The organism is Bacillus sp. FG16 (assembly GCF_057809515.1).
This window is the reverse complement of the sequence record NZ_JBMDKC010000019.1, coordinates 28,700-47,086: the sequence shown is the minus strand read 5'-3', so window position 1 is coordinate 47,086 and position 18,387 is coordinate 28,700. Positions and strand designations below refer to the sequence as shown.

General features: G+C 34.4%; 23 protein-coding genes and 1 pseudogene. 13 read left to right on the top strand and 11 right to left on the bottom strand.

Annotated features, from left to right (window positions below; translation table 11 throughout):
- Window positions 1-107: 107 nt before the first annotated feature.
- Both ACODS7_RS09710 and ACODS7_RS09705 read left to right on the top strand, forming a co-directional pair.
- Window positions 108-1,331: an Alp7A family actin-like protein gene (locus ACODS7_RS09710; RefSeq protein ID WP_488826541.1), complete on the top strand. Its 1,224-nt coding sequence runs from the start codon at window positions 108-110 to the stop codon at window positions 1,329-1,331.
- Window positions 1,332-1,352: 21 nt separating this feature from the next.
- Entirely contained in the window at window positions 1,353-1,709 is a 357-nt protein-coding gene (locus ACODS7_RS09705) for a hypothetical protein (protein ID WP_078186603.1), read from the top strand.
- A 718-nt stretch (window positions 1,710-2,427) separates the two neighbouring features.
- Here the strand turns inward: ACODS7_RS09705 and ACODS7_RS09700 are convergent.
- From ACODS7_RS09700 to ACODS7_RS09690, 3 genes are read right to left on the bottom strand one after another with little or no spacing between them, the layout of a single operon-like run.
- A complete protein-coding gene (locus ACODS7_RS09700) occupies window positions 2,428-2,724 on the bottom strand; it encodes a hypothetical protein (protein ID WP_078186605.1) in 297 nt (98 codons plus the stop codon).
- Between the two features lie 46 nt (window positions 2,725-2,770).
- Window positions 2,771-3,100 (bottom strand): restriction endonuclease, encoded by a 330-nt coding sequence (locus ACODS7_RS09695; RefSeq protein ID WP_078186606.1) that lies wholly within the window; start codon window positions 3,098-3,100, stop codon window positions 2,771-2,773.
- A gap of 36 nt (window positions 3,101-3,136) precedes the next feature.
- Window positions 3,137-3,397, bottom strand: a complete 261-nt coding sequence (locus ACODS7_RS09690) for a hypothetical protein (RefSeq protein WP_488826538.1) — start codon at window positions 3,395-3,397, stop codon at window positions 3,137-3,139.
- Between the two features lie 258 nt (window positions 3,398-3,655).
- Between ACODS7_RS09690 and mobQ the strand changes: the two genes are divergently transcribed.
- The 6 genes from mobQ (at window position 3,656) to ACODS7_RS09660 (ending at window position 9,629) form a co-directional block, all read left to right on the top strand.
- The gene (mobQ, locus tag ACODS7_RS09685; RefSeq protein ID WP_488826536.1) at window positions 3,656-6,505 is read left to right on the top strand and encodes a MobQ family relaxase; all 2,850 of its coding nucleotides are present in this window, start codon (window positions 3,656-3,658) and stop codon (window positions 6,503-6,505) included.
- Between the two features lie 9 nt (window positions 6,506-6,514).
- Entirely contained in the window at window positions 6,515-7,174 is a 660-nt protein-coding gene (locus tag ACODS7_RS09680; protein ID WP_078186609.1) for a hypothetical protein, read from the top strand.
- Between the two features lie 132 nt (window positions 7,175-7,306).
- On the top strand, window positions 7,307-7,603 hold the full coding sequence (locus ACODS7_RS09675) for a hypothetical protein (RefSeq protein ID WP_488826534.1): 297 nt from the start codon (window positions 7,307-7,309) through the stop codon (window positions 7,601-7,603).
- A 1-nt stretch (window position 7,604) separates the two neighbouring features.
- Entirely contained in the window at window positions 7,605-7,790 is a 186-nt protein-coding gene (locus ACODS7_RS09670) for a hypothetical protein (RefSeq protein WP_488826532.1), read from the top strand.
- 101 nt (window positions 7,791-7,891) lie between these two features.
- Window positions 7,892-9,073: an FtsK/SpoIIIE domain-containing protein gene (locus ACODS7_RS09665; protein WP_488826530.1), complete on the top strand. Its 1,182-nt coding sequence runs from the start codon at window positions 7,892-7,894 to the stop codon at window positions 9,071-9,073.
- A complete protein-coding gene (locus tag ACODS7_RS09660) occupies window positions 9,012-9,629 on the top strand; it encodes a replication-relaxation family protein (RefSeq protein ID WP_488826528.1) in 618 nt (205 codons plus the stop codon). The genes ACODS7_RS09665 and ACODS7_RS09660 overlap by 62 nt, the downstream gene beginning before the upstream one ends.
- Before the next feature lie 27 nt (window positions 9,630-9,656).
- On the opposite strand, the gene ACODS7_RS09655 is transcribed toward ACODS7_RS09660, so the two are convergent.
- The 8 genes and pseudogenes from ACODS7_RS09655 to ACODS7_RS09620 form a co-directional block, all read right to left on the bottom strand.
- On the bottom strand, window positions 9,657-9,890 hold the full coding sequence (locus tag ACODS7_RS09655; protein WP_030030304.1) for a helix-turn-helix domain-containing protein: 234 nt from the start codon (window positions 9,888-9,890) through the stop codon (window positions 9,657-9,659).
- Between the two features lie 870 nt (window positions 9,891-10,760).
- Window positions 10,761-10,979 (bottom strand): hypothetical protein, encoded by a 219-nt coding sequence (locus tag ACODS7_RS09650; protein ID WP_488826525.1) that lies wholly within the window; start codon window positions 10,977-10,979, stop codon window positions 10,761-10,763.
- 235 nt (window positions 10,980-11,214) lie between these two features.
- On the bottom strand, window positions 11,215-11,391 hold the full coding sequence (locus ACODS7_RS09645; RefSeq protein ID WP_178389820.1) for a hypothetical protein: 177 nt from the start codon (window positions 11,389-11,391) through the stop codon (window positions 11,215-11,217).
- A complete protein-coding gene (locus ACODS7_RS09640; protein WP_427281161.1) occupies window positions 11,388-11,627 on the bottom strand; it encodes a DUF2187 family protein in 240 nt (79 codons plus the stop codon). The genes ACODS7_RS09645 and ACODS7_RS09640 overlap by 4 nt, the downstream gene beginning before the upstream one ends.
- Complete coding sequence (locus ACODS7_RS09635) at window positions 11,617-11,853, bottom strand: hypothetical protein (RefSeq protein WP_488826523.1); 237 nt, start codon at window positions 11,851-11,853, stop codon at window positions 11,617-11,619. Before ACODS7_RS09635 ends, ACODS7_RS09640 begins: the two co-directional genes overlap by 11 nt.
- A 113-nt stretch (window positions 11,854-11,966) precedes the next feature.
- A complete protein-coding gene (locus ACODS7_RS09630; RefSeq protein ID WP_016099625.1) occupies window positions 11,967-12,182 on the bottom strand; it encodes a hypothetical protein in 216 nt (71 codons plus the stop codon).
- 207 nt (window positions 12,183-12,389) lie between these two features.
- The gene (locus tag ACODS7_RS09625; RefSeq protein ID WP_488826520.1) at window positions 12,390-12,935 is read right to left on the bottom strand and encodes a hypothetical protein; all 546 of its coding nucleotides are present in this window, start codon (window positions 12,933-12,935) and stop codon (window positions 12,390-12,392) included.
- A gap of 460 nt (window positions 12,936-13,395) precedes the next feature.
- A pseudogene (locus ACODS7_RS09620) lies at window positions 13,396-13,923 on the bottom strand (transposase); the annotation flags it as partial.
- 284 nt (window positions 13,924-14,207) lie between these two features.
- Between ACODS7_RS09620 and ACODS7_RS09615 the strand changes: the two are divergent.
- From ACODS7_RS09615 to ACODS7_RS09595, 5 genes are all read left to right on the top strand, one after another.
- The gene (locus ACODS7_RS09615; protein ID WP_488826518.1) at window positions 14,208-14,948 is read left to right on the top strand and encodes a YveK family protein; all 741 of its coding nucleotides are present in this window, start codon (window positions 14,208-14,210) and stop codon (window positions 14,946-14,948) included.
- A complete protein-coding gene (locus ACODS7_RS09610; RefSeq protein WP_488826516.1) occupies window positions 14,938-15,627 on the top strand; it encodes a CpsD/CapB family tyrosine-protein kinase in 690 nt (229 codons plus the stop codon). The genes ACODS7_RS09615 and ACODS7_RS09610 overlap by 11 nt, the downstream gene beginning before the upstream one ends.
- A 373-nt stretch (window positions 15,628-16,000) precedes the next feature.
- The gene (locus ACODS7_RS09605) at window positions 16,001-16,108 is read left to right on the top strand and encodes a hypothetical protein (RefSeq protein WP_423748828.1); all 108 of its coding nucleotides are present in this window, start codon (window positions 16,001-16,003) and stop codon (window positions 16,106-16,108) included.
- Window positions 16,083-16,520 carry a hypothetical protein gene (locus ACODS7_RS09600; RefSeq protein ID WP_098678179.1) on the top strand — a complete coding sequence of 146 codons (438 nt, stop codon included), beginning with the start codon at window positions 16,083-16,085 and terminating at the stop codon, window positions 16,518-16,520. The genes ACODS7_RS09605 and ACODS7_RS09600 overlap by 26 nt, the downstream gene beginning before the upstream one ends.
- A gap of 34 nt (window positions 16,521-16,554) precedes the next feature.
- Entirely contained in the window at window positions 16,555-18,375 is a 1,821-nt protein-coding gene (locus ACODS7_RS09595) for a polysaccharide biosynthesis protein (RefSeq protein ID WP_488826513.1), read from the top strand.
- Window positions 18,376-18,387 lie beyond the last annotated feature (12 nt).

Sequence of the window (18,387 nt, the reverse complement as noted above, 5' to 3'; positions counted from 1 at the left end):
AGTCGTACTTATTTTTAGAAAACAGTTGTTTTTTTGGTTAAATGTGCTAAAATAAGATTATAAGTAATACTTAAGTCGTACTTGGATACGAAAGGGAGGAATTTTTAATGAAAATTGAAAGAAAAGTAGCCGATTTCGGAAACAGTTTTAATAATTTCACAGTGGATGGCTATTACTTTGAATTGGCAACGAATGTAGTAAAAGTTTCTAAGAAAAAAGCGGAAGATTTACTTGTTGAACGTATTTTAAATCCAGAGGATTTGTTAAATAGTTTATTAATTTCAACTGAAATTGACGGAGAAGAATTTTATTATGTGTTGGGACGATTAGCTGAAGATAATCAATTAGCAAATTCTCATGTAAATAAAATGCACGATAAAATTAAAAGTCCAATTCCTTATATAAGCTTTTTAGGAGCAATTGCATATTATCACGCACTGAACGCTGATAAAAACGATAATGAAGTTGAAATCGAATATATGAGTATGATGTTACCAATATGGTTGTTAAAACGTGAAGAGAAATTTAGCATTGCTCACAAGATGATGGAGCAAAGATTTATAGGTGAACATAAGGTTAAAGTTTTAACGCCAGGTATGGAAAGAGAGTTAACTATTACTGTTAACACAGCAAAATGCCGAAATGAATCAGAAATTGCTAGACATTCATTGAAATACAAAATGGTAGCAAAAGATAAAAATTCAAATGTAATCAGTATTGAGAAACGTTTGGAAGCTGAAAAATTTGATGATTTCGAAGTTGTACTTACTGATATTGGTGGAGGATCAACGGATGCTGTACGTTTAGGAAAAGGGCTTACTACACCTAAACACAGAGATTCATTCCAAGTAATCGATATTGAACCATTTTTAGGGTATATTGACCGATTTAGAAAAGAGAAAGTACTTCAATATTTTAAAGACTTAAGAACACTAGAAACATTTATTGTTAAGAATTATAAGGATCAAGATTACGTATTAACGGATGAAAATACAGGTCAAGAGCATGATTTTACTTCTGAAATTGTAGAAGCACTACAAGAATATGCAAAAATTTTAGTTGCTAAAGTACTAGATGTGTTTATTCCTTCAAGTACAAATACAGTTTTAAAATTCATCTATATTGGTGGGGAAGCGCCAGTTTTAGAACCATATATTAGGTTGGCGTTATTAGATCATATGAATGAAACGGCTGCAAAGAATAATCATTTCTTCTTAAGTGATATTATCAAGCGTGATGAAAAAGAAATATTCGCCCCAACATCCAGAACAATTAACTTAGCTGCTTTAGAGTTGAAAGCAATTGATGAAACAAAAGAACAGTTAGCTTAGAATAAAAGGACGTGCTAATATATGGCTAAAAGGAGAAAAATGGCATTAGGTGCTGAAAACATGCCCGATGACGTATATGAAATCCTTAATGAAAAGTCTAGTAGTAGACAATTAACAAGCTATGTTGTCGATTTAGTACAAAATGAGCAACGGTATGAGCAACTAATGCAAAAATTAGAAAGTGTAGAAAAGAGATTAAATCTTTTAAACACAGTTGAAAATAAATTAGATCAGTTACTTTCCAATGGGTTTGTTACTATACAAAAACAAACAGATTTTAAAGGTGAAGAACCAGATCTTAAAGAAGGTAAAATTATAAATGCTAAAGCGGTAGTTGGCGGAATTGCTAAAGAAGATAATGCAGAAGTAGATTTTTAAAATTTAATCACATGTTTCATGGGAAAGGACGATTATCATGTACTATAAATTAGACTTTTTACTGCAATATTTAGAGCGTAACGAAATGCCTTGTAAGTTTGTTATGTAAGGCGGAAAAGTAGTAAAGGGCATCGTAGATGGCAGAGACGAATATACTATCTACGTACAAACAGAAGAGCAAACACATTGCTTATTCAAAGGTTCAATTATGGATATTATTCCTGCTGAAAAATTAGATTTAAAAGCAATTCGGTCCATCACGCATAAGTGGAATATTGAAAAAAAGAAAGCATTGCAAAGTAAATAGTATGTTGCAATAAACATCATTTGAGTTTTAAGCAAGTATCAAGTATTAATAAAAAATCCCTGTTCATAGAAACGGAATTCTAAGACAGGGATTTTTTTGTTGCATTGCTTTTATTCTCATCATTGTTGTTAGGTATGCTAGATCTTCTAAATAGCAATATTCACAAATTTTTTTGTTGGAAAACTGAAGTGCGGAGATTTTCATTTTGTGCATTTCTTCTTTGTCAGAATGTTTGAACTCAGTTGCAGCTTTTTTGATTTTACGTAACATACTATCACTTAGGTGTTCCATTACATCATTGCATTTTATACAATGTTTCATTGAACATCACATGTTAATAGAGAAATTTTTATTTGAATCAAGGGAAGTCCTTCTTTCACTAGAAATTTTAAAAATGAAGAGAGAATTTCATCACTTATTGTGATAAGAGACCTCTCTGAATACAGTTTGAAATGTACCTTTTTTTTCATCCCATTTTCTCTTACTCATAATGAGATAACGAACGTAATGATTGTCGGATTTAGTGTGAGCTGATATCATCATTACATCTTGTTTGCTATAGCAATCTATATCGTGTATTCTCCACGCTTTTTCTAAGTCAAATGAGGAATGTTTCAGGTTTTCACAAGCTTGTTCTAGGTTATTTGCTTGGATGAATGAAAGTGTACTATCAAACATATTTAACGCAACGTATGTTGTCAAATGCATGAAAATATTACTCTCCTTTTGTATGAATATAGTTACTTTAAAAATCCTACAGAGCTACAGGAGAATGATTGGTAATAATTTTGTTGTTCTCGTCTTCAGATGAAATATGTTTTATTTTCTGTACGTTAGGAAATAAATTCTCAATTTTTTCATTCACACGTATAGAAATTGATTCAAATAAAACTTCTCGATCTTCGATAGATAGATGCTCGATATGGAAATATTTTTCCGTTAGTTCACCTGTATCTTTACACAACTTCTCTCTTTTTTTCTTTTCCTCAAGTTTCATTTTTCTTTTTAATGCTTGTTTCGCTTTCTTGAGATGCACTTCTTTCTCAAGAAGTGCTTTTAATTTCTCTTCTATTTTATTACTCATATAATTCACCTCCATATAAGAAATTTTATTTGTATATTAGGGATTTTCTTTTTTGTGAAAACGACTGGGTGTATTTGCTTTAATATAGTTAGAAAAGATTTTAAATACTTCTTCTCGATCTTCAATTGTCATGTGATACATATCGAAGTACTTTTCGCATAATGCACCTGTTTCGATTAATCGTTTCGTTCGTTTTTTTCTATCATGCTGTTTATCTTGAAATTGTAATTCTCGTTTTGTGATTTTTAAGTACTCTAATTCTAGTTCAATCTTTTTTAACTCTGTTTCATGTTTCATTTTTTATCACCTGAATTTCAGTAGATAGAAAAACTATGTACATCAATTATAATTTGTGTGGATAATAAAATCAATAAAAATAATTCAGAAAATGATAGAAAAAAAGAAGAAGAAATGGTAAAATATTCACTGTAAGGAACGTACAGTGCGCACTTACACAAACTTTCAGTTTGTATGTTTTACCAACCGAAATACATCGGTTGTTTCCTACGGGGTTTGTATAGTGGAAATATCAAATTTGAGGAGGTGAACTAGGATATGGCGATCTATCATTTAAAGGTGAAAACAATTTCAAGAAAGAAACAACAAAATGTAGTAGCGAGTGCTGCCTATCGAAGTGGTGAAGCGTTATATTGCGAACGAACAAAAGAAACAAAATATTACTCTCGTACTGTCCAACCTGAAACGCATATCCTAGCACCTTCTGAAGCGCCATCATGGGTTTTTCGTCGTCAAGATTTATGGAATGAAGTAGAACGTTTCGAGAAAAGAGGAAACAGTCGATTAGCAAGAGAAGTGGTTGTAGCAATCCCGAATGAATTGTCAGAAGAACAACAACGAGAACTTGTTTTAACGTTTACACATGATACATTTGTACAACAAGGAATGATTGCGGATGTTGCCATTCATCGAGATGACAAAAATAATCCTCATGCCCACATTTTATTGACAACTCGTGAGATTTCACAGGATGGGTTTGTGAAAAAGAAAAATAGAGATTGGGATAAGAAAGAAAATCTACTTGCATGGAGAGAAGCATGGGCGAAGTATGCAAATTTGTCTTTAGAAAAAGAAAATGTGCAAGAGAGAATTGACCATCGGTCTTACGAAGAACGAGGAATTGATTTATTACCATCAAAGCATATTGGCTATAAAGAACATCAATTAGAGAAACGTGGTATTCGTACCGAAACAGGAGAATATAATCGTCGTGTGCAAGTTTATAATCATCGTCTTATTTCCTTACAAGAAAAGAGACAATCGCTCCTTAAAGAACAACAAAAGAAAGAAACAGATTCGATTTCAAAAGTAGAGATATCTGTAAAAGGATATGTCGCTCTTCATAAAAAAATCGAGCTTGTTACGAAACAACAAGAACGTTTACAAGATAGCAAATCGACACAGAAATTACACTCCTATACATGGTTAAAAGAGCAAATTGAAACATCCGCTTATCGACAGTTAGAAAAGAAAAATCTGCACGTATATATTCAAGAACAACCAAAGGAATTGCAAGGTGAATATACGGTTCGCATGTATGAAAAAATGAAAGAACTACAGACGGAAGATATGGTGTCATTTGTAGAAGCGGTAGAGCGTGACGTGGTGATGGAGAAGGTTGAAAATCATATCAAAGAATCTGTAACCTATGAGCGCTTACAATCGCATATGGACCTGTTAGATCGTTGGGAAAAGAGTATGCAAAAGCAGAAAAAAGATGGACGGATTTCAGATGCTCGTTATGTATCAAATAGGAAAACATTACAAGCGCAAAGAGAAGATACAAATCAAGCGATGCAGTGGTATGAATTGCAAGCGATGTCCTTTCTTTCTCGAAAAGGATATAGTGTATATCTTCGTGATTGGAAAGAAGAAAATCAGCCGAAAATAGCTGTTCAAATCATAGAAGAAATGAAACAACACCCTTCGCTTTCTATGGGCATAATTGTACAAAGAGTAAAAGAAAATGAAGTGTTAGCAGAAGCGCAAAAAATTATTAGAAAAGAAGTAACCATTGATGCCATTGATATGCGAAGAAAGCAACTCCATAAGTGGAAAGTGGCGGAACAAAAACAAAAACGTTCGGAACGTGTAGAATACATTATTGAGCAAGCAAAAGTATTAGTGGAAGCTCGTAAGATTTTAGTAGAACGTTTTGAACAAGAGTTGAAACAATATCCGAAAACACAAAGGGTTATTCAATCATTAGGTATAACAGAAAATAGTCCTGTTATGAGTAAGTGGTTAAGCTGGAAACAAACGTTAGGAAGAGAAGTAACAGAAGAAGAAAGTATGTCCTATGTAACAAAACTTTCGGTACAGCAAAAAGAAGAAAAAATGTTACAGGAAGCCAAACAAATATTACGGAAAGAAGTAACCTATCACAATGTGTCTGTAGCTATTGACCAGTTACAAGAACAGTTAACGGATACACCAATTCAAATCATATTGAATGAAGCGAGAACGAAAAAGATGGAGTATGAACTTGCGATTGAGCGAGTAGGTGAGTATCAAGAACTCTCTTCTAAGTGGAGAAAAACAAATTCTCAGCAATATAGATTGGGAGAATTGAAAACGTGGTTCACTCAAAAAGGAATGGATGTCAATCATCTTGCATATAGCTTACAACGAATGAAGTGGAATGTAGAGAAAATAGAAAAAGAAGCGCTTCGAAAAGAACGGATAGCGGAAGTACAATTACCACGAATCCAACAAGCGAAAAAGGTATTAGAAGAACAAGCGATTCGCTATGTAGGAGAAACGTATCCAGAGCTGAAAGACTTGTATACGAATCGTCATTTACTGAGTCAAAAAGAGCGACAAGTATTGGTTCAAATGAAACAGTGGAATGAAGAAAGTGGAACGGTGTACGATTTTGTGAATCGTCAAGGGAACTTGGAAGACCTACAAGATAAAATTATTCGTAAAAAATTGCACGTGAAGCACAGTATTTCGCATGTATCAGCGGTGGTACAAAAATTTGCGAAAGTACATCAGGCAGAACAAATCTTAGCGCAAGCGGAAGAAAAGAAGAAAGAGTTAGAAACAAAAGGAAATACGTTCAAGCGAGTGGTACTACGAGATCAAACATTACTCAAAGAGTATCAGGCTGTACAGGAGCGCATTGAAAAAGCGAAAGAGGTTCTACAACTCAAGCAAGAGTTAGTCAAAGAAAATGGGGAAGCACGCCAAGCAGAGTTGGAAGAACTGAAGTTGTCGTATCATCAATTCCAAGAGAAAGAAAATCGTTTAGATGGCTTGCTGGAAGTATCAGATATTCTGGAGCGTACGCGTCAAAAAATGCGCCAAGAAGCTAAAGAAAGAGAATATGAGCACCAACAAGAAATCAGAAGGCAAAAAATGAAAAACAGAGGATTGGAACTATAATGAGAAAGGGTGAATAGTTTGAAACAGACAAAGGTATTATATAGTGTCATTGGTGTGTTGTTAGTTGTAGTGGGGGTTATGGTTGGAATCATCGTAGCTAAAAACGGTGCTTCCCCGAATGCCCAGCAGGCAGCAAAACAGGAAGTGCAACAAACATCAAAAAAGACCGAGTCTAAAAAGAAAGTAACAGCAGAAGATGTGAAGGTAGTTGAGCAACGTACAAAAGAATATTTAAATCCGTATGTGTTTAAAGAAGGCTATAAAGTATCTGATGAAAAGGTGCGCGAAATTCAACAAACATATTTAACGAAACGTGTGCAGGAAGAGTTGTTGCCGAAGTATTCGTACCTTGCAGACTGGAGAGATGCAACAAAAGAAGGAGGGATTCAAACATTTCAAGTGCTAGACAAATACAGCCAAATCGATCAGCCTAATCAAACGGTCACTACATATGTGAAGTACAATGATCCTCCCAGTGTATACGGGCAAAACGTAGATATTGAAACTTGGATCGAGTGGATAGAAGAAAATAAAGAATGGCGCATCAATAGTTGTTCGAACTGGATTAATCGTTCTACTGGAGAAATGCTTCCTGAAGCAAAACCGATATCTGATAATAAGAGGAGCCTTTCAGGCGGAAGAGATATTCGCTTCCCTATCAATCATTGATGAAAAAATATAACCTTGAGTAGAAACGCTATTTTAGAAAATGGCGTTTTTTTCTGTGTACAACTTTATTTTGCTACTATCTCTTCATATATATTTAAAGAACCTAGAATCTTATCGGGATGGTGAGGATATATGAATCAATACCAAATGTTGTATAGTACGCCTTATTTGTATTCTTCTCGAACGTTACAGGAAATGTATAGGGGGGCGAGAAAAGAGGAGGATATCACTGCGATACAGGAGCATATGCTGCGGCATGAGGTGTATTTAGATCGACAATACCGAGGGTACTACTATTTGAGTGAAAAAATTGAAGGTGATTTGTACGGAACAGAGTATCCAGTATCTTGGAATGAGTTAGTGGAAGAGTATCAGTTATATAGGGATTTCCAAGGAAATTTGTCCATTCAACCGAAAGGATGGCGATAACATGACCATTGTAGGCGAATTAGGGGTTGTATATGGCGTGACAGGTGCAACCGTTATGAGTATTAAATTGCTGAAAAGAAAAGGGTTTCACCTTCCTGATTGGATGCTACGTGCGGGTCTGAAATGCTTGTTAATTGGAACAGTGTGGTATGTGCTACGTGATATGCTCGATGTATTTCTACGCTAGTATTTTATCGGGTAGTTGAAGGGAGCTGTTGCAATGCATGAAAACACCTTCTTTCTTATGTACTAGATAGCCCCAACTACCTCTAGGGAGGCATGGAGGGAATGTTTTCACTTTTATTTATCCCTGTTACGTTTATAACAGTCGCTTATTTTTATAAAGGAAAAGAGATGAGTGATAAGAAGAAGATCAAAGCATTTTTTGAAATTACGAAAGTGTGTGTGCAGCATAAAGGCGAAATCCAATACCCTGTATTTTTGAAACAAACAGAGGATGATAGTAGTACGACGTATGTTTATCGGCTGCCGTTAGGTGTGCCGAGTCAGCTCATACAGAAGTTAGCGCAAGTATTAGAGGAAGGCTTGTATAAACCCGTCATGATTTCCTTTCAACGACGAGAGCTGTTTATACGGGTATTCCAGCAATGTATTCCTGAAAAATGGCATTGGTCCAGTGAATTGTTACGAGAGAAGACATGGAACGTCATCATGGGAAGAGCGTTAGATCGAATGATTTATCATGATTTTGAAAAAACACCGCATATGTGTGTTAGTGGTATGACTCGCTTTGGTAAGACTGTTTTTCTCAAAAATATCATGACCAGTTTAATTTTACAGCAGCCAGATTATGTGAAATTCCATGTGATTGATTTAAAAGAAGGTCTAGAGTTTAGTCCCTACAGGGACTTATTGCAAGTAGAAGAAGTGGCGGAGAATCCGATGCAAGCTTTTGATATGTTGCATCGCATCCGTGAAAAGATGGTGGCACAGGTCGTACGTATGAAAGACTCTTATTTTACCAACATTGTAGACACGCCAATCAAGGAGCGTAATTTCATTATAGTTGATGAATCGGCGAACTTGTGTCCAACACAGGGATTGCCAAAACAAAAGAGAGCTATGCTCTATCTGTGTCAAGAAATGTTGTCTGAAATAGCGAGGATTGGCGGAGCATTGGGGTTTCGACTAATTTTTTGCACCCAATACCCGACTTCTGATACCTTACCAAGACAAATTAAACAAAATAGTGACGCCAAGATTGGATTTCGTTTACCGACCGTAGTAGCTTCACAAGTGGCTATAGATGAAAGTGGATTAGAAGAACTTCCGTCCATACCAGGGAGAGCGCTTTTTAAAACAGATCGTGTAGAAGAAATTCAAGTACCTTATCTGTCCAATAAGAAAATGTGGAATGCATTAAAACAGTATAAGGTGGTGAAACAAATTGAAACATCAAAAACTGAAACAAAAAGCGAGACACATCGAGATTTTATCGAGTTTAAGTAAATTAGAATTTGCGTCTAGACGACAGTTGCAAGCCATTCATTGTCTAGGTAGCATTCGGAATGCCAATCGTATTCTGAAGGATTTACGCTCCTACTGTCATGTGACTTCGCACAACCGAGAGTATGTGTATTATCTCAATAAAAAAGGGATGGCACTACTCGACATACAGGCAAAAGAAAGAAAAAAGAAGCATCAATTAGAACATATTTTATTGCGAAATGAAGCATGGATGTGGCTAGATTTTCCTGATTGGAAAACAGAGCAAGTCGTTACCTTGCGATATCAAGGAGAAGAAAAAACAATCGTTCCAGATGCGTTTTTCATCAAAGATAATGTTCCCCATTTCGTAGAAATAGATCGGCTACAGCATATGAAAGTGAATGAAAAGAAGATACAGTATTATGCTCATTTAACTAGCATTTATCAGAAGCAACAGCAAATTAAGCCCATTATCATTTTTTGTACGATATCTGACTGTAGGGAAAAGCAATTAATGAATTATGCACTGAAGCATAATGTGTATGTACAGATATACTTATTACAGGATGTATTGTAAAAAGAATACATGGCAAGTATAGCCTCTTTACATCCAAAAATCAGTAGGGTCAATGTTTTTTCCTGTTAATTTACGTAATGCAGTGATAATCTTATTTTGGTTTTTAAAAGAGGGGTGAAAAGCGTTCCCTTTACAGAGTCGACTAAGTGTACTTTTACTAACGCCACTAACTTTTGAGACTTTTTCTTGAGTGAGGTCATGTCGATCTAAAAACTTTCCTAGTTTACTACGTGGTTTGATACTAAGCCATTCCCATGCCATTATACATTCACCTCTGAATTAGATTAATTTAATACTAGTTTGTCCAGAAGTTCCATTGTTAAAACAGTTTCATTTTAAAGTGATGAATACACATGTAAGAGCATAAACTATAGAAAACCAAAAATATAAATATATTATGTAATTATTTCATGGAATATAGCATACATATTAATAGCTACAAGTTGCGACTACACTGAAGTATAAATTGCAACTTGTTGCAAAGGGTATGCTAGTAAAATAACAAAGCGAAAACTCTTACTCTCGCAAGGGGTTTCGCTTTTTGTATGGAGTGAGGAAGTGGAAGTAGATAAGTAGAAAACTAATAATTTCACGTACTATAATGTAAAAACATGTAAAATAAGAGAGAAACATCTCAAATAAGGGGTTTTCTCTGTCGTCCTGTCGATATTTGCTGTATAATAAGGAAGATCAATTAATATGACTTCCAATATGCGGAGTTTAACATGTTTCACTTTTTTCATAGTAGCTTCAACAAAAATCAAAATCCCTATGGATAGCAGGCACACAATACTGACGTTGTATTGTATGCCTGCTCTTTTTTTGTATAGGTAAGGCGTAGCAAAGCACACAGTCTTGGCAACGGAATGGCTATAGAATAAGAGAGTAGTGGCGAGGTGTGTAAAGGGAATCCCCTTGAAAGTCACATGCATGTTTCATGCGATTCCAAGGGGATTTTGTGTAGGAATACATGATGGATTTTCCAGTATTCCTCTATATGAGTATATGATACAATCAAGGTGTTCCGTATATTCCATTATATTGAACACCCATAGCAAATGCCTACAAGCAGGAGGCATTTCTTCTTATTTTTCCCTTCAGGTAAGCTAACGACCTGAAGGGTTTTTATTGTTAGAAAAGGGACAGTTGGATTGGTTCTTGTTCTTCTTCTTGATTTTTACAAGAGATATATCGATGGTAGCCCGCCCCTAATCTTCGCTGAATTTCTTTGTCGAGTAACGCAATTGCATATTCCTGTGATTTGGTATACATGACCATTTCCTGAGTAGGGTACATTTCTCCACTTGGTGCTACAATGGTATAAGAAAGTGTATAGGTACGGATTTTCAAAAAAACAACTCCTTATTGCGCATAATAGTGAATGCAATAGAATACATACGTGATGAGGACACCTACAAATATGATACCGTATAATTTTAATCCGATCAGTGCGAATTTAGAAAAAATAGATAATCCTTTTTTTAGAAATGTAAATAAAACACCAGCCAAGAATAAGACAACAGAACCACTTATGAGAAAACTAAGCAATGTTTCCACCTCTTTTCTGTGTATGCTGTATGATCCGTTATAGCTCTTCCAAATCTGTTTCCATAATGTATACAGGTGCGACATGTTCTTGTTCCAGCAAGGTTTGCAACTGTTGTTGGAGTTCAAATCCATCTCTCGACTCAGCCAACAAAAAAGACTTTGAAAAGTTGTTTCCATCCACAGAATAGCTCACATCAAACATGTACATACTCACTGTGCCACCTTTTTACAGGATTTGAATGAAATGAGTTTATATTGCTCATGTCGAACAACTTGGCGTCCATCAATTCCAAGTTGGAAAAAGGATTCCATTTCAGAAATATCTACAATACTAGTATGTTCAAGCACCTTTACAATATATCCTGTTACTTGCAGAGAGGGGTTATGACGGTAAGGAAACGTTACATAATCTCCAACATTGATTTTGTGAATGCTGCCATTAGAAGCCATAGTAGACACCTGCCATCACGTACGTTATTGTGAATAGAATAATAGGTGCAAGGAAAGTACCGAAAAAGTATAGTTGAGACTCTTTACAACCATCAATTCCAAACCATTCACACAGTGCATGATATTTGGTGAGTAGCTTATCTTTTGGCGTCTGAGGTGTCTGTTGTGGTCTTTCAGAATATGATATAATAGCTTCATCATTTTTAATTTGTAAAGCGTTTGACATAACGTTCATCCTTTCTAGATTAGAAATGTTTATGTAAAAGTCCTTTGTGCTTGGTAGGCTGGGAGGGCTTTTACTATGTTTTGAGAGGGAAGTTTAAGAAACTCCTGTTCGTTCTAGCGCTGTGTTCTCTTCTGTACTTTGTACGCATATAAATCTTCTCGCAAGTATAGACGAGTTTTTCTAATCGTTCCAAATTCTACAAACGGTAATATTTTACCATTTTGTACAGATTGATTAAATGCTGATGTAGTTTGGCCTGTAATCGTGCGAGCTTCCTCTTGCATAACTAAATTCTGTTCAATCCACGTTTTGACTTTGTTTCTTTGCATTTGTGTTCATCCTTTTAATGTAGCTTTCGTTCAGGATAATAATACCACATAAATAATTGCATGTAAATAATTTTATGCAAGTGGTTAAAATAAGGTAGCTACATGTAGCTACCTCAAGTGCAAAAGGAGAATAAATATGAATTGTTCGCATTGTTTTTTTACGAATCTGCGCTCTATAAATATGGTGTATAAAAACGTTGTTTGGTTTTATTTCAAGGGAGGAGTATCAATTTGAATCGAGAACTGATATTGCTCGTGTGATTCTTCTTCTAATAAAGTAGCAAGGGCTTGCAATTGGTGAATGACCTTTTGTTTAGATCTGAGCCCTGCATAGTGTATATGAAAGGATTCTGGAATAGAGGATTCTATCTGTTCTATAGGTTCTAATGGAATCGTTGTGGGTTCAGATTCTGGAATCACAGGTACATCTTGCATCGGAATTGTTGGTGCAGGTGTTTGCGTTTGAACTGGTTCGGTGGAATGAGGATGTTGCAGATTAGTAGGTATATCTTCTTTGAAATTAGTCATTTCTTTTCGTTTTAAATTCACTTTTCTTTGCGTCGTAATTTCATGCATTTTATATAAGTCATAGAGTTTCCTTTTATATGTTCCCAATCCTTCTAAGATTTCTTTGCTTGAAAAATGTTCCTTCCAATATTGCAGGCGCATTTTCTGGTCTTCAGTAGGAAGCGCTTCTAAAGAAGTCAATGGTAAGAATGTGTTTAATTCCTCAATTTTTACGGTTTCTGTCAATGAAAATCACTCCTCTAAACATGGTATGGTGTATAGATTCTATAGAAAAGAATGATTCCCTCTGAAAATAATCGTAGAGACTATTATTATTTTGAGGATGCTTGAAATGATTCTATGATATAATTTTTACAGTGACAAGTCTCTTCTATGTATAAACACCTTGTCACTAATCTTCTATCGTTATCTTTTTCGCATCTTACAAGAGCCATCATTCCTAATGTTTGGGATGATGGCTCTTTTTTCTTTCCAATAAAAAAGCCCGTATCACTGGAAAAAGGTGGGGCTGTGTAGTAATGGAACAAGAACGGCAATAAGATTTAATTACATTCTCAAAAATCCTAGTTATGTATACAGAAGCATGCTGAAATTTCTATAAGGATAAAGCTTGCTGAGGAAAATACCCTTTTCTTTAGTTTAATATGAAAACTAAGTTATTAATGTTGAGGGTGTAGCAAAACTAAAATAAATATGCAATTTTATAAATGTGTTGCATTAATACAGGAACCATTTTGTTATCATGTACATTCGCTGTTGTAAATGCATACGACAGTACAACACCTTCTGGTGTAGAAAAAACATGAGCTTTGTATCGCTTATACCAACCATAATGAGTCAATTTCTCCCACTTTGCTTGTGAATCATACAAACTACTGTAAGGCAGTGCTATCAATTAAAACGCATGGAATCAATTCTACATTCATTTCTTGAAGAATCTGTTTATGAAGCAACGGAATCCCTTCGTTGCGAAACCAAGTACCTACACGTGAAAAAGTAGATATATGAGGAACAAAAGAAAGACCACAAGCTACACGAAATGAAGGATATTGATGCAAAAAACGAGTTAATTTGCGTAAAGAATTGATCTGGAATACCGTTCTTACAAAAAACATGTGAGTAAAGCTTTTCTACAGATAGGTGGACGGCCTGTCATAGGCGGAACGCCTCCAAGAGTTAAACTGTCTACATATGCAAATAAAATTTGTAAAATGGATTGATTCTAATCAAAATTGATTATCATACTAGTAAATCCGTCCTTTTTGGAGATAGTTTTGGGATACTATCATTCTTCTAGGAAAACGGATTTCTTTATGTATTCATTTTTGGATATTTATGAGTTTTGCAACACCCTCTAATGTTGATAAAAAAATACATACATTGCTATTTTTGGTGTTCGTTTGATATATTCTTTATTAAGAACAAATGTTGGACACTATACATTTAGAATTTTAGGTAGTTTGATTGTTAACTAGTTTAAAGAAAGGCGGGAAAAGTTTGGAAGAACCTATTCGTTTGAAAGAAATATTTTATATTGTAAAAAAACGTTTATTTACAATCGTATCTATCTCTGTAGGAACAGCAATTGCAAGTGCAATAATAAATTTCTATTTTATAACACCCATCTATCAATCGTCTACTCAAATTCTTGTAAATCAAAAAAAACAAGAGGGTATAATTCAACCAGGAGAAATTCAAACCAATATTCAATTAACAAATACATATAAAATTATTATAAAAAGCCCTGTTATTTTGGAACAAGTAAAAAACAAGTTGAAATTAGACATGTCAATACAAGAATTAAGTGGAAAGATTAATGTGGCAAATGAAAAGGACTCCCAAGTAATTATTATTACTGTACAAAGCGAGGATCTTAAATTAGCCAATAATATTGCGAATACAGTAGCAGAAGTCTTTAAAAATGAAGTTGCACAAATTATGAGTATCGATAATGTTACGATTCTTTCCAAAGCAGAAATAGTAACAGAAAAAGAACCTGTAAAACCTAGACCACTATTAAACATTGGAATTGTTTTCAGTATGGGATTGATATTAGCAATTGGATTTGTTCTATTGATAGAACATTTAGATAACACATTGAAAAAAGAAGAAGATATTGAAAATGAGCTCGAACTACCTGTTTTTGGAGTTATTTCTCATATTAATGAAAATGAAGAAAATGGTAATGACATGATTACAGAAGCAAAGAAAGTGAGGGAACGTACAATTGGTTCTTAAAAAAAAGAAAGTACGCCAACGTCGACAATTAATTGCTCATGCTCGATCCAACTCTTCTATAGCAGAACAATATCGTAATATTCGCACTAATATTGAGTTTGCTGCAGTAGATAAACCAATCCAATCCCTTCTTATTACGTCTCCAACTTCTGAAGCTGGCAAGACAACGACTGCAGCAAATCTAGCAGTGGTATTTGCTCAACAAGGAAAAAAAGTATTAATAGTAGATACAGATTTACGTAAACCGGTACTACACGAACTGTTCCAAGTTGATAATAAGTATGGGTTAACAAGCACATTAACCGGAGCACAGATTCTTGAAGATTGTATCAAACCTACAGAAGTAAATGGGTTATACGTATTTCCATGTGGACCAATTCCACCAAATCCAGCAGAGTTATTAGGATCAGAAACAATGAAAGAAACTATATCACACTTACATCAAATATATGATTTTATTATTTTTGATACCCCGCCCATTCTAGCCGTATCAGACGCGCAAATTCTGGCAAATCAATGTCATTCATCACTTCTTGTTATTCGTTGTGGTGTAACGGAAAAAGCTGATGCATTGAAAGCAAAACATATATTAGGTAACACCCATGGAAAACTCCTTGGCGCTATATTAAATGATAGGGAACAACAAAAAGGGGAAGAGTACTATTATAGCCAGAATTAAAAAATAAAAAGCAAGTATCAATATGGCAAAAATCAGCAATGGAAGAAGGGATTCATATTATTGTTGCTACACTAAATCATTAAATTAGCATGTAAAATGATAAAGCTAGTCGTATTGTTCAGCAAGTAAAAGAGTTAAATAACATTTTAAAGGAGCAGAAACTAAATATTACAGTACCATCAGTCAAGAAGTTCTATCATGATCTTAATTATCGGAATATTTAGATTATAATAGGATTATTACGTTAAATTAAACAAATAGATTTGAGTTAATAGAATTTGCTTCTAACTCTGTACCACATTATGCAGGAAAAAAGTTATATAAATGACAGTTAAAGAGCTTTATTCCTATTATCATTGACCTTGAAAGAAATATGGAGTTTGTAGAAAATCCAAAGAAATTATATAAGCTAGTGAAGCAAGGAGCTTTAGTGCAAACTACCGCCAGTAGTTTAATTGGCCATTTTGGAAAAAAAGATTAAGAAATGTAGCCTACAGCTCATTGAATATAAATTAACACATGTCATTGCTTCTGATGCTCACAATATAACGACAAGAACATTTCATTTGCAAACTGGTTACAACGTTATAGAAAAAGGATTTGGCATTTCTGTAGCTGGTAGCTTCAAAGAAAATGCATATTTAGCTCTCAGTGGTAAAGAGATTTATAAGGAAGAACCAGAGATGATACGTCATAAAAAGTTATTTAGTTTGTTTAAAAGCTTAATAAAGTTGGTGATGTCTTCCTTACCGATATCAATGGGGGCACTCGGTCATGCTGTGGGTAAAATGTATTACCTTAGACGCTTGTCGTCAAAAGTATGGTGTGAGGAGGGGTTAGATGCCCGGATATATTATGTAACTATTCTAGTTATTACTGAAAAAGAAAATTAAAGGTATATTAACGGTTCTTTAGGAGGTACGAAAATTGACGTATAAAGGAAGGATATGCCTATTAATATTAATAGATTCTCTGATTGTTTTGACTTCAGTTTGTTTAAGTTACTGGATTTTATTTCCTGAATTATTAAAGGAAGAACCTGCACTTTGTATTACAAGTTCCATAGCGCTATTGTGTAGTCATCATTTTTTTGCGTATTCTTATAAGTTATATAAAAAAGCCTGGGAGTACGCAAGTATTAGAGAATTGGAGCAAATTTTTAAAGCCGTTACTTTCTCTGTTATCGTAATTGCAGTTGTTCAATATATAACGGAGCAATATGTATATTTGCGCATTTTAGCAATTACATGGATGTTATATATAGTATTACTTGGGGGCTCTCGTTTGGTATGGCGTATTTTTCGCGATAGATACATTACGAAAAATATTGGTTACAAACGTACACTTATTGTGGGAGCTGGTTCAGCGGGAACGATGGTTATACGACAATTGCAAAAAAATAAAAGTACTTATTTAGAGGCAGTTGCATTTGTAGACGATAATAAAACAAAACAACATTTAGAAATTCATGGTGTTCCTGTAGTTGGAACGACAGCTAATATTCACCAAATAGTGGATCAATATGAAATTGAACATATCATTATTGCCATTCCATCTTTAAAGAGAAGAGAAATAAATAAGATTTTTCAAGAATGTACCAAAACAAAAGCGAAAACTCAAATTGTACCTATGTTAGAAGATATATTAGATGGAAATATTTCTATTAATGGATTTAGTGATGTTAAGGTTGAAGATTTGCTCGGTAGAGAACCTGTCAAATTAGATGATATAGGTATTACTGGAACAATTACTGGTCATACAATTTTGGTTACAGGTGCTGGTGGATCCATTGGTTCTGAAATTTGCCGACAAGTCATGAAATATACGCCAGAAAAAGTTATCTTATTAGGTCATGGAGAAAATAGTATTTACACAATTGAGATGGAGCTAAAGGAGTACTATCAAGAGAACGTTGAAATAATAGCAGAAATCGCCGATATTCAAGATCGGAATAAATTATTTAGCTTAATAGAAAAACATAAACCATACATTATATATCATGCAGCAGCACATAAGCATGTTCCTCTTATGGAACGTAATCCAGAGGAAGCTGTAAAAAATAACATAATTGGTACCAAAAATATTGCAGAAGCCGCAGATACGTTTAAAGTAAATTCGTTTGTTATGATTTCAACCGATAAGGCTGTCAATCCTACAAGTGTGATGGGAGCTACAAAACGTATTGCTGAAATGATTGTTCAACACATGAATACAATAAGTAAAACAAAATTTGTGGCCGTTCGTTTTGGAAATGTGTTAGGAAGCCGTGGAAGTGTTATCCCATTATTTAAAAAACAAATAGAAAAAGGGGGACCTGTAACTATTACTCATCCAGATATGGTACGCTATTTCATGACAATTCCAGAGGCATCACGTCTTGTAATACAAGCAGGAGCTTTAGCAAAGGGAGGAGAGATTTTTGTACTGGATATGGGGGAGCCTGTTAAAATTGTTGATCTTGCAAAAAGTTTAATTACATTATCAGGATATTCTATAGAAGAAATTGGAATTGAGTTTACAGGGATGAGACCTGGTGAAAAGTTATATGAGGAGTTATTTAAAGACGCAGATGTGTTAGCAAATAAAATTTATCCGAAAATATATGTCGGTAAACCAAAAATTACGGATATTACTACTATTATGAATTTGATAGAATATTTTCATGAGTATGAAAAAACTAAGTTAAAACAAATATTATTTGATATAGCCTTTGAGAGAAACATCGATACTCCAGTTATGAAAATATAAATGACAGGATTA